This window comes from Paenibacillus sp. CF095 (assembly GCF_900101225.1).
Taxonomy (GTDB): Bacteria; Bacillota; Bacilli; order Paenibacillales; family Paenibacillaceae; genus Paenibacillus.
In genome coordinates, this window is record NZ_FMZN01000001.1 from 126,767 (window position 1) to 138,719 (window position 11,953).

At 44.4% G+C, this 11,953-nt stretch carries 12 protein-coding genes; 8 read left to right on the forward strand and 4 right to left on the reverse strand.

Annotated elements, in window-relative coordinates:
• The first annotated feature begins 15 nt into the window (after positions 1 to 15).
• Complete coding sequence (locus BLS69_RS00560) at positions 16 to 378, forward strand: HIRAN domain-containing protein (RefSeq protein WP_091027751.1); 363 nt, start codon at positions 16 to 18, stop codon at positions 376 to 378.
• 21 nt (positions 379 to 399) lie between these two features.
• Here BLS69_RS00560 and BLS69_RS00565 read toward each other — a convergent pair whose 3' ends face one another.
• Positions 400 to 1,503, reverse strand: a complete 1,104-nt coding sequence (locus tag BLS69_RS00565; protein ID WP_091027752.1) for a glycosyltransferase family 4 protein — start codon at positions 1,501 to 1,503, stop codon at positions 400 to 402.
• A 215-nt stretch (positions 1,504 to 1,718) separates the two neighbouring features.
• Here BLS69_RS00565 and BLS69_RS00570 point away from each other — a divergent pair, with 215 nt between their 5' ends.
• From BLS69_RS00570 to msrA, 6 genes are all read left to right on the forward strand, one after another.
• Positions 1,719 to 2,030 (forward strand): DUF3817 domain-containing protein, encoded by a 312-nt coding sequence (locus BLS69_RS00570; RefSeq protein WP_176872519.1) that lies wholly within the window; start codon positions 1,719 to 1,721, stop codon positions 2,028 to 2,030.
• Between the two features lie 274 nt (positions 2,031 to 2,304).
• Entirely contained in the window at positions 2,305 to 3,126 is an 822-nt protein-coding gene (locus tag BLS69_RS00575) for a TerC family protein (RefSeq protein ID WP_083657153.1), read from the forward strand.
• Between the two features lie 502 nt (positions 3,127 to 3,628).
• Entirely contained in the window at positions 3,629 to 5,092 is a 1,464-nt protein-coding gene (locus tag BLS69_RS00580; protein ID WP_249911918.1) for an RtcB family protein, read from the forward strand.
• Positions 5,092 to 6,396 (forward strand): ATP-binding protein, encoded by a 1,305-nt coding sequence (locus BLS69_RS00585; RefSeq protein WP_091027759.1) that lies wholly within the window; start codon positions 5,092 to 5,094, stop codon positions 6,394 to 6,396. Before BLS69_RS00580 ends, BLS69_RS00585 begins: the two co-directional genes overlap by 1 nt.
• 308 nt (positions 6,397 to 6,704) lie before the next feature.
• On the forward strand, positions 6,705 to 6,962 hold the full coding sequence (locus BLS69_RS00590) for a GlsB/YeaQ/YmgE family stress response membrane protein (RefSeq protein WP_062835823.1): 258 nt from the start codon (positions 6,705 to 6,707) through the stop codon (positions 6,960 to 6,962).
• A 376-nt stretch (positions 6,963 to 7,338) separates the two neighbouring features.
• Positions 7,339 to 7,854, forward strand: a complete 516-nt coding sequence (msrA, locus tag BLS69_RS00595) for a peptide-methionine (S)-S-oxide reductase MsrA (protein ID WP_091027761.1) — start codon at positions 7,339 to 7,341, stop codon at positions 7,852 to 7,854.
• A 93-nt stretch (positions 7,855 to 7,947) separates the two neighbouring features.
• On the opposite strand, the gene BLS69_RS00600 is transcribed toward msrA, so the two are convergent.
• Complete coding sequence (locus BLS69_RS00600; RefSeq protein WP_091027763.1) at positions 7,948 to 8,829, reverse strand: putative RNA methyltransferase; 882 nt, start codon at positions 8,827 to 8,829, stop codon at positions 7,948 to 7,950.
• Between the two features lie 284 nt (positions 8,830 to 9,113).
• Entirely contained in the window at positions 9,114 to 10,382 is a 1,269-nt protein-coding gene (locus tag BLS69_RS00605) for a PQQ-binding-like beta-propeller repeat protein (protein WP_091027766.1), read from the reverse strand.
• Between the two features lie 261 nt (positions 10,383 to 10,643).
• On the opposite strand from BLS69_RS00605, the gene BLS69_RS00610 reads away from it, so the two are divergent.
• Positions 10,644 to 11,240 carry a restriction endonuclease gene (locus tag BLS69_RS00610; RefSeq protein WP_091027768.1) on the forward strand — a complete coding sequence of 199 codons (597 nt, stop codon included), beginning with the start codon at positions 10,644 to 10,646 and terminating at the stop codon, positions 11,238 to 11,240.
• 243 nt (positions 11,241 to 11,483) lie between these two features.
• Here the strand turns inward: BLS69_RS00610 and BLS69_RS00615 are convergent, their stop codons facing one another.
• Entirely contained in the window at positions 11,484 to 11,918 is a 435-nt protein-coding gene (locus BLS69_RS00615) for a MerR family transcriptional regulator (protein WP_091027770.1), read from the reverse strand.
• Positions 11,919 to 11,953 lie beyond the last annotated feature (35 nt).

Consider the following 11,953-nt stretch of genomic DNA (forward strand, 5'->3'; position numbering starts at 1 on the left):
AAAGGAGCAGGTAATATGAGCACCAAATTATTCGCAGCTATGTATGGGATGGACCACTACCATGGAGTACAGGTTTTACAAGTGGGGGATACCGTGTATCTCGTCAAAGATCCAGATAATCTTTTGGATCATCAAGCGATTAAGGTTGTTATTCCCCCGATCGGAGCCGTAGGTTATATCGTTAATGATCCACTTGTCGTACCTCATGGATGTTGGATCGGGACGGCATTCTACGATGTATTTCATCAACTCACGTGTGCCAAAGTACGATTCATGATGAGAGATATGGTTATTATGGAGTTAATTGAGATGAGTCACATTCCTGTTCCGCAGATGGATTCTTTGATTAAGGGATGGCAATTTCGTGAAAAAGCTTGATCATCCTAACAGAAGAAAGGCTCATTTACGGATGAGCCTGGTATAGGTCGCTTCCAGATGCATGGCTGTTCTTGCCCAACTGAAGTGTGCCCTTGCGCTGTCTCGGCCAGCCTTCCCTAACATCTCGGCAAAAGTGGGATTGCTTGCAAGTTTGTATAGGTAAGAGGTGAAACGTTGGGGACGCTTATAAGCGGTGACAAGGTATCCATTGATACCTGATTCAATAATCTCACGAATACCTCCGTTATCCGAAGCAATGACGGGTAATCCTGAAGCCATCGCCTCAACATTAACCAGGCCAAAAGCTTCATGTTCTTGAGACGGACAGACCAGACAATCGACTGCCCGATACAATTGATCGATATGCTCATGGTTTATCTGACCACGGAAGGAAACATGGACTTTTTGTTTTTGGGCAAGTTCGCGAAGTTTACGCATGTAATACGGAGGTCCTTTGCCTGCAACAACCAGTTGAACAGGCATCTGTTGCTGAAGGAGAGCAGTTGCACGAATTAATACGTCTACACCTTTTCCAGGAATCAGCCTGCCGACATACAGAATAGAGAAAGGTTTAGTTACTCCAAATTGTGTACGCAGATGAATCTGTTCTTCGCTGGATTCAACAGGCCTGAAGCGGCTTAGATCTGCACCCAGTGGAACAACACTCATCCGGTGTTTTACCAACGGAAATCTGCGGCCTAACCTTTGTCTCAGGGATTGACTATTGACGGCAATCCAATCAGCTTTTTTCATTAATGTGAGTTTGGAAGGCCCGGGCTGAGCAAACGTTAATGAGTGAAGATAGAGTACAACAGGTGTGCGTGGAAAAGCTCGTTTGATGGTCGCCATACTTCGTGGCCTGTTATCCACTTGAATTACATCATAGGGTTGTTGGGATAACAAACGTATGACTGCTTTGGTATACATGACAGGACTCGTTGCAGGGACACGTTGAATGGTGATCCCATCGATCTGTTCTGTGGCGGCGAGACCTTGCATTTGACGACTTATAATGGTCACCTGATGGCGTTGGGCTAGTTCACGAGCGATGCCCAGGATACAGATTTCCACGGAACCATTACCGGGCAAAGGCAATTTCTCGGGTGCAACCATAGCTATTTTCATGATCCGGCTCCTCCTTGTCCGACATCTGTAACAATCTTCGTCATATATCTTATGAGAAGTTAAAGCATTTGGCTCCTGCGAAATGGTAGATGAACCACCCATATAAGTGTGCAGGAATAATCTGCTGCATGGCATTAAGCGAGATATTCAGCTTTTGTGATATACTGTACGAGAACAATTGAATTCGTTACATGTATAAAAGCAGGAGGAAAATAATGTTACATTCTACGCTGGGGCGCTTCCGGCTGATGTTGTGGTTGCAGGGCATTTCGTACGTGTTGCTACTGTTTGTTGCTTTTCCGTTGAGAGATGCCGGGGTTATGCCGCAGGCTGTCACGTGGTTTGGAAATTTGTACGGTTTTTTGTTTTTAATGTATTTGTTATTTATGGTGAGTATGTACACCTCACAGAAGTGGCGTCTGCGCCGTCCGATTGCTCTGTTCTTTGTTTCTTTCATTCCACTGGGGAATATGATCTACGATGTTGTCGTATTCCGTAAGCTGTATCGTCAACGAAATAAAGCTTGACTTTATTTAACGTTATGAAATATGATGAGTACAGGTTAAACAACCCGTTCCAACTAAAACTACATATTCCTGTTAAAGGGGAGTAGCTTTTACAGTAAAGTCGTCAATTCGGGATTATATCCCCGGCTTTATTGGCAGCAATTTTGTTGTTAGCGAGACCTTTACCAAGTTTTCATGCTCGGTAAAGGTCTCTTTTTGTGGATATAAAAGGACCTTACCAGTGATGGTAAAGGTCCTTTTTTTTGTACATCATAAGAATATTAAGGAGGAGTCAATGTTGGATGTTTCATTATTATTAGAATATGGGTGGGTGCTTGCTGTCTTAGTGGTCCTTGAAGGATTACTCGCAGCAGATAATGCATTGGTACTCGCAATCATGGTTAAACACTTGCCTGAAGATAAGCGCAAAAAAGCGTTGTTCTATGGTTTGATGGGTGCATTTGTTTTCCGTTTAGGTTCGTTGTTCCTGATCTCTTTCCTCGTCGATGTATGGCAAGTACAAGCGATCGGTGCCCTGTATCTCCTGTATATTTCGATTAACCACATCGTTAAAAAGATACTGGGTAGTCGCAATAAGACAGATGAAGCAGCTGATTCAACGCCTAAGAAACCGAAAAAACAATCTGGTTTCTGGATGACCGTTTTCAAGGTCGAAGTAGCGGATATCGCATTTGCAGTTGATTCCATTCTGGCTGCTGTTGCTTTGGCCGTGGCGTTGCCACCAAGTGGATTGCCTGCAATTGGCGGACTCGACGGAGGACAGTTTATCGTTATCTTCCTCGGTGGATTCATCGGGCTTGTGATTATGCGTTTTGCAGCCTCATACTTTGTGAAATTGCTTCATTCCCGTCCAGGACTTGAAGTTGCGGCATTTGTAATCGTAGGTTGGGTAGGGGTTAAGCTGGCAGTTATTACACTCGCACACCCTTCATTGGGTGTTCTGGATGAGCATTTCCCGGAAAATAAAATTTGGAAATTCGGATTCTATATTGTACTGATCACCATTGCGGTATGTGGTTGGTTCCTGTCTTCCAAAGTTCCTGAAAAAGAAGACGAAAATCCGGTTGAAGAGTTGGAAAAACAAGCAGGACTGTAATAATCATGTTACGCTAACAACATCATTATTATTTGGAAAACAGGAGATTGTCCTTGGACAGTCTCCTGTTTTTGTTTACATATGAAAAATGCAACATGGTCCAATTTCCAAGAAAAGGGTTGACACATGAATTCTAGTCCCTTTAATATAAGACTAACATTAACGAAGGGAGGCCGAGAGACATGATGCTTGGTTATGATTTGATTCAAACAGGGCGCAACGTAGACACAATAGCATATCCGGCTCATCGTTTCATTGGCCTCATACGGTCGACATAGGGGATAGGCATATCGTTTAGCGGTTTTTATAATCGATATGCGTTCTTCGCTTATATTATAGCGATGGATGACAGACACACAGCATGTTTATGCTGCTCTGTTCTCCGTTATTGTCATTCAGTAGAAGTCATGGGCGATTAGCCTATGGCTTTTTTTAGTTTTATTTTACAGATGAATAAGCAAACCGAATTTGCTGAACGTACAGGAAGGAATAATACACTTTTATGAATACAGAATTTAATTTATTTACTAATCCAAATGAAATCGCAGGTGGCTACCGGCATGAAGTAAAATTGCCTGCAGGCGACCTAACCGTATATGCGGCGCAACAGCTCTTCTCCTCGCTCGATTACAAGGTATTCGAGATGGCAAACAATAATCTGCAGATTCCGGGAATCTCTTATATGAGTTACACGCCAGACGTACACGTCGGTGTAGGTACGTGCATTGGAACGACAGCCGTGTGGGATGCGCAGAGCGGATACGTTTCTCCTTCCATTGTTGGCAGTGACATTGGCTGTGGCATGCGAGTGCATATGACAAACTTGCACAAGGACGAATTGAAAGACATCAAGCTCCGCCGTAAACTCGTCAAGGCCATTGAGAAAGTATTGCCGATGGAGGCAAACCAGCGAGGTCATTACTCGGATATAAGACTGGAGCATATTGTTCGTAAAGGGCTGCATGGTTTACCCAAAAAGTATATTCCGGACAGCTATACACCGAAAAAATCAACCGCGATGACACATGTGGAAAGCAGCAAGTTCAGTTACGATGAGGATGTGTTAAACCACGTTCCTGATATGACGTGGCATCGTTCGCATCGTCAGCTTGGAACACTGGGTGGGGGAAATCATTTTGCCGAGATCCAGGCGATTGAGATTGCTGAAGAGAATCGTGAAATCGCCGAAGCTTGGGGATTGTATGATGGACAGGTCGTGGTCATGATTCATTCCGGCTCTCGTGCATGGGGTGGTTATGTAAGTCAGACGAGTTCGTCAGCGATTGCCAAAGTCATGCAGCGGCTTAACCTGGGTACATCCGATCCCAGACTGGTATTTGCTCCACTGGAGCATGCGGAAGGTCGTCATTATGTGAACATGATGTATTCTGCATTAAATTACGCTGTTGTCAATCGTCATCTGATTGCGTATGCTATTCGCGAAGCATTCCGGGATGTGTTTGGCTCCAAATGTGAATTTCGCACGTTATACGATCTGATGCACAACTATGCCTGGGAGGAATCTCATGTAGACCAAGGCTCCGTTTTTGTGCATCGCAAAGGGGCAACACGTGCGTTGCCGGCAGGTCACCCGGACAATCCAAAGCCTTATCTGGCAACAGGACATCCGGCGCTTATTCCCGGTTCCATGGGAACTGCTTCATATATCATGGTAGGTCAGCCGCAGGGGGCTGATAATTATTATTCAATATGTCACGGTGCGGGTCGCATCCGTTCACGGACGGCAACGAAACGATTGATTAGCGTGGAAGATTTTGCAACGGCACTGGGTGTGGGTACAGAAGATGAGATCGTGGTAAACCAACGCTCACTTGAATCCATTATTGATGAATCACCTCAGGCTTATAAAAATGTAGATGAAATTATAGACAGTGTTACCGGCGCAGGCCTGGCTCAAGTTGTAGCCAAATGCAAACCGCTTGTAGCGGTAAAGGGAGCGAAATAATGACAATAAACGAAAAACAAATAGATCCAACCCAGGCGATCTATACCTATGACGAACAACATGATACCCGAATTCGAGTGGAAGGGTACGCCATCTATTCAAGGCTGATTCGTGGAATCAGTGAGGCGCTCCTCCAGCGCTATGGAGTTGAGTACAAGCTTTATGCCAGTTCTGACCCGAACAATGAATACTGGGAGTTACTCCGGGAAGACTTGCAAAATGGCAGTGACGAAGTGGAATTGGTAGCCCGCATATTCGAGGATCTGGAGCTTCAGACGTTGCATTACGACGATGATGGAGATGTACCCACTTATGGTGTGCATTACTCCATTCGCAATAACGTATTTGCTTATCCGAAATGGGGCGTAGCACTTGTGCGGGTTCCGTTTTTCCGAGAGAACGGGATCTACAGTGAAGACTTTGTCTTTGCCGTCGGTGATGAGGAGATGAAGCAATTTCTGGGAAGTGTCCGGGAACGGGAACGTCAGCAAAATATGAAAAAAGTAACGGTCTACACCGATGCCCGGAATGGTAGCGATCGCCATGTGGAATCCATCACTCGTTCCGTGGGAAGAGAGGATGTTGTTCTCTCGGCACAGATCAAGCAGGATATTTTCCGCTCGCTGGATCAGTTTTTCGAAGCGGATCGTTCTTTTTACCGAGATTATGATATCCCGTACAAACGGGGCATTTTATTGTATGGGCATCCAGGGAATGGTAAGACCACGTTGGTAAAATCCATTGCGGGAAGTATCCCGGGCCCGGCTGCGTATTGGCAGATTACAGAGTATACCAACAGTGAATCGGTGCGTGAAGTGTTCGAGGCTGCCAAGCGGTTGGCACCCATGGTACTGATCATTGAGGACATCGATTCGATGCCGGATGAAGTCCGTTCCTTTTTCCTGAATACACTGGATGGAGCTACGTCCAAAGAAGGCATCTTCCTGATCGGGACAACGAATTATCCGGAGAAAATAGATCCGGGCCTCATGAACCGTGCTGGACGGTTTGACCGAGCTTACGAAATTCCGCTGCCAGATGAAGCGCTGCGCCTGCAATACTTGCGCCAACGAGGCTTCACCGTATTTGCGGGTGAAGAAGGAACAATTGAAGCTGCTCGTCTGACCGACACGTTTTCTCTTGCGCAGCTGGGTGAGTTGTATGTGAGCGTTGCGCTCGAATGGCATCAGAATGGACAGACAGACATTGTAAAAGTCATTCAGTCGATGCGTGGCGAGCTGGATAAGAGCCATAAACATACTTGGCTGGCGCAGCCAGGTAAGGGCCGTGCAGGCTTTTATTGATCAGACCTAACCCATCCATCCTATAATATGACGCAATTTTATAAATAATCCTACCTCAATTGGTGATACTAACCTTGTCTGCTCTAACATACAATGACTTTCGGGAGGTACATAACGCAGCCCTGAGCTGGTGAGATGCCGGAAAGTAACGCGATCTGTTCCATACCTGACTAAGGCTTGTTTTGCAGAGGAAGATGCATGGGGACAAAAGGTAATATGCAAAAATTTTTATGCCAATTGTTTAAATGCTTCTGTAGCGGTTAATAGTAGACAGACAACAACAAAAACTTTAATTAGAGGTGAATGATATGGGTTGGTTATGGTCATTAATTATCGGTGGTATCATTGGATGGTTGGCAGGTTTGATCGTTGGTCGTGACATTCCAGGTGGTGTTATTGGTAACATCATTGCTGGTTTCATCGGTGGATGGTTAGGTGGAGTGATCTTGGGCGATATGGGTCCTGAGATGGGCGGATTCCATATTGTACCAGCACTGATTGGTGCGATCGTTCTTGTAGCCATCGTAAGCTTGATCTTCCGTTCGATGGGACGTAGTCGCGGGTAACCATTTCAAGATAATTTCTTGAATAAGTTGTCAGCCAAATGCATTATCAATGAAGAGGTTGATTGAGAGCCATAACGATGGCTTTCAATCAACCTCTTGTTGTTTTAAAATATATAAAGATATGCGTATTAAGCTATCTATATAAATTGGACTAAACATTTACACGAGAACGTAGATGACAGAAATAACCTGAAGAAGTGGAGCTAAAAGCTTTCTGCAAGAAAGCTGCTTCGAAAGCATACACTCGCCTTTATCACCAGATTTTCTCCTTGTAAAGCCAAATATAAAAAATCTGGGGATAACAGAGATCAGAAGGTTGTTCTGTCATCGGAGTGGTAAGTGTAAAAGGTAGTTTAGATAAGAGGGGATGAACGGAATGGAAAAAGCTACATTCGCCGGCGGATGTTTCTGGTGTATGGTTACACCGTTTGAAGAACAACCAGGCATTCATGGCATTATATCGGGTTATGCCGGCGGTCACGTCGACAATCCAACATATGAGCAGGTCAAAACCGGGGTGACCGGTCATGTCGAAGTGGTTGAGATTACATTTGATCCAGATGTATTCCCTTATGAACGACTGCTGGAGCTGTACTGGCCACAGATTGATCCGACGGATGACGGAGGCCAGTTCCAGGATCGGGGGACACAGTATCGTACGGCAATCTTTGTGCATAATGAACGTCAACGTGAGCTTGCTGAACAGTCCAAACAGGAACTTGCAGCCAGCGGACGATTCAGTCAACCGATTGTTACGGAAATTCGCGATGCAGCTATATTTTATCCGGCTGAAGACTATCATCAGGATTACCACAAGAAAAACGAGAAACATTATAAGGAAGACCGTGCGTTATCCGGACGGGACGAATTTATAGACGAGAATTGGAAATAATGCATCAGATCACATGAAAAGCCGGGAAAGTTCCAGTTGGAACTCGCCCGGCTTTTTGGCTGTATGGCGGCTGAAATCAGCCATAACGGTTATCTAATTGTTCGTTCCCACCAGTATTTCTACGTCAATGGTAATCTTCGACAAGGAAGCTTGAATGCTCATCAGGGATAATCCCGACCGATGCCAGGAAAGTGGTGTCATATGAACGAGTGAATCTAGCATGTTTGCGGTGACGGGCAGCGTGTAGGTCAGCGGAATGCTGGCGATGAGATGATGATGTTTGAGGAATCGGTCCAGCGTAAGTTCCCGGCCGTCTGCTCGATCAGGTCGATTCAGGAACAGCATTTCTCTCAGTTCAACTAAATATCGTTCACGGGGGATGACTTTGATGATCCATCCCCCATCTTTCAGAATTCGTCCAAACTCTTCATAGTTGGAAGGAGAAAGTATATTCAGGACGATGTCCAGCTGACCTTCTGCAAACGGACTGCATGCCAGATCGCCGACAAACCAAATTTGCTGGTTGTAGGCAGAGGAAGCCATGGCAATGCCTTCTTTGGCAATGTCGATGCCCCAGCCAACGGCTGGAGTATTCTGCGTAATCTGCTGCAGAAATGTTCCCTCTCCTGTGCCTGCATCCAGAATGTGCACGGGATAGTTGATGTCAACGAAATAACGTGCGATCCACCTGCGTATTACTTCGGTCAAAGGAGCATAAATACCGGTTTCCGATAAGATATTCCTTTTGGCTGTAAATAAACGTTTGTCATAGTTGCCCTTGAAAAAACGTGTCATGAAATTGATATAGCCTTGTCTTGCAAGATCAAAGCTATGCCTGGACACACATTGAATGCTCCCTGAGTTAATGGTTACCATAGGGCTATGGCAGATTGGACAGTTCAACATATGGATGTATGGATTAATAAGCGCAGCGCTACGTTCTCTGCGATGGACTGACATGGAATAACACCCCATTCATTCAGATTTGGATAACTGAAGAAAAGGGCATAACAAATAAACCTCTGCACAAAATTCAAAAAAAGAGGTTTATGGCTATGCCCCAAGTTATCTGTATCGAATGAACTGAATAATCATAGGAAGGTTAAGCTCCTTTGGCCTATCAAGATTAGGGTGAAGCAAGAGAACGTTACCAGTATAACAGGATGAGAAGAAATGACAAGTAAAGGGAGCCAGGCGGATTTGAAATAAAAGAGCGCCCTGTCAACCGTTTAGGCGGTCATACAGAAGCGCTCTGTTCATTATTTTGCAGCAACCTTTAATGCATATTTGGATAATGTCTCATTGTTCATGGAATAGATGACATCATCCACATAAGTAGAGACACCTTCTAATGAAGGAACCGAGGCACTGGTCGTGTAGATATGCACGTCTTCCAGCGTCTGTGAATCAAGAATGTATCCTGTTTTGGCAAAATCAAGCTGATACTGACCATCCTGTGTCTGGTCGACATGCATCAATGCAGGCTGTGCGTCTTTGAATGTACGCTCGGTCACTTTACCTTTCATCGTGTACAATTCCAGCTTCTGCCCTGTAAAGACTGTATAACCGTTTCCAGCCGTCTGAATGTAGGCATCACCAGCAATGGCACGTCCCCAAGCAAGCTTGCCATCGATGCCAAAGCCCATCAGTCGGTTACCTGTGTTCTCAAAATTGGCGCGCATAATGATGGAACCATCGTCCAGAATGGCCAGGGATTCACCGCCACCATCTCCTAATGTATTTGCATTGGCAGGGAATTGGTAGAAGGACAGACGATTCAACGTACGATCATAGATCTCCACTTTGGGATTCGCAGCTTGCTGCCAGAAGTTGCCTACCTTGGTTTGTTTACTGGCATCCACTACAATTCGACCATGATCAGCCTTAAGCACGTTACCGATGATGGTTTTTTCAGTAATCAGCTTGCCCTTTTTGTCATATAACGAGATGGCGGAGCGAACCGAACCATTCGATTGCACGCCCTGACTTGAAGCAACCATCAGCGTATCGTTATCCAATAGGGATATGCTTGCAGGTGAATTCACCGTTTTGACCCAGTTGGTTTTACCAGATGTATTGAATGAGTACAATTTTTTGGTTTTGTCCGAATATTCCATATACACATAAGCTGTACCGTTGCTGGCATATACCGAATCGGAGTAGGTGGTATAAGGACCACTTTTCTCATGGAATATCGTATTCCACTTCAATTGTCCAGTTGTAGCATCGAATGCTTGGAGAGAGTCCAGTTGCCAGTCCAGTGTTGTTTTGCTGCTTGTTTTCGTTACGGGCTGGGAGGCATGTACATATACAAGATTTTTGGATGGCACGGCATGGATTCCCTTGATCAGGACATCTTTTTCCGTATTGGCCTCAGATAACATCAGGGAAGATGACGTCCACGCCGGTTTGGGCATGGATTCGGTAGAGGCAGCGGCGTAACTCGTTGTATTCATGGTGAAGAGGAGCATGCCGCTAAGAATTAGGGCAGCCCATGTTTTGGACTTGTGTTTGGTCAATGTATGCAAGTGATAAACCACCTTTCTTCTTCGGTTCAAAATAGAACCGATTGTTGAATTTTACCATTAAAGTCAAGCTGAATTCAACCGAACACACTGTAACCTTTTATCATTGGCTTGTCGAAATAACCATGTTTGGTGAAGTGTAACAGTTACAGGGAATTCATCTTCTTTCGATGAAGGTGGAAGTCTGATATATTTAGTGCGGTGACAAGCCATTTCTGCGTAAGACGTTGGATAGAACATAGGAAATGAACAAGGAGAACAGCTATGAACTGGAGTGAAAATGTGACCCTATGGGTCATTGGATGTATCATCATATTGTTGTTGCTGGCCTGGATTATTCGGCGGGTTATCGGGCGCGGGCAGCGGATCCGAAGTGAAGCCAATCCTCGTAAGATCACAATAAAGGACATCGACAAGATGGAGGATGGTTCGGAATTTGAATTATATCTCTATCATTTATTCGAAGAGCTCGGGTACGAGGAGGTGCATAAGACAACGAGCAGCCGGGATTTTGGGGCAGATCTGGTGTTTGTTGATAGACTCGGCAGACGAAGTGTGATACAAGCGAAGCGATATGGTGCGAATCATCCTGTAGGATTGGGTGCAGTGCAGGAGATATATACATCCATGCGTTATTATGAAGCCGACCGGTCAATTGTATTAACGTCCGCTCGTTACACCGAAGCCTGTCGGACTCTTGCAGCAGTTAATGGAGTGAAGTTGCTGGACCGGGAAGACCTGATGGAATTAATCCTGTTATTCAAAGCGAGAAGAGTGGAAGAAGCATTGGAACTGATCGAAGAAGATGATCATGAACCAATCGAGACGTGGCAGTCCCGGCGAAAGCGGCAATCTCGCTAGTTTCATTGTATTAATGTGGCACAACGTAGATTTTTTAAATATAATCAAAAAGTAATAATGTAGTCAGGATTAACGTTTAAACCGTTGAGGCTCCCTCAAAAAAATGGATGACTACGACAGATGCAGATTTTAAAACAATTATAACCAATCGCTAGTTAGATACAGGCGACTGGTTATTTTTCTGGATGGATATTTCGAGCTCCGTTTGTTCATCTGTTAGTTTTAGCATTTCGAATATTTGATTCACCCCTCTCTGGTATCGACAATGTTCACCTCAAGGCCGTGACATTTAAAATTGTGGTTAGGATTTTTCCTAACCTCATCTTTTTGAAGTTCATACATAGCTAATTTATAATTTATTTCTTCCATATATTTCAAACTTTCTTCAATTTTCTTTTGTAATTCAATTTTATGTTTCTTTAACATCTCCTCTCTTTCTAAATAGGTGGAGTTCCCCATCTCATAGGATTCCTTGTAGTCTTTAATTTTAGAAAGCGGCATTCCTGTTTCTTTGAGACAAAGAATAAAAGAAATCCAATCGATTTGTTGTTCGGTATAAACTCTATTCCCTTTTTCGTCGCGTGAAATATTCGGTAATATCCCTTGCTCTTCATAAAATCGAAGTGTCTTTGCAGTTATATTATAATTCTCCACTACATACTTCATTGAAAAAAACATCTGATCACCTCCATAGTACAGTTACTGTAACTGTT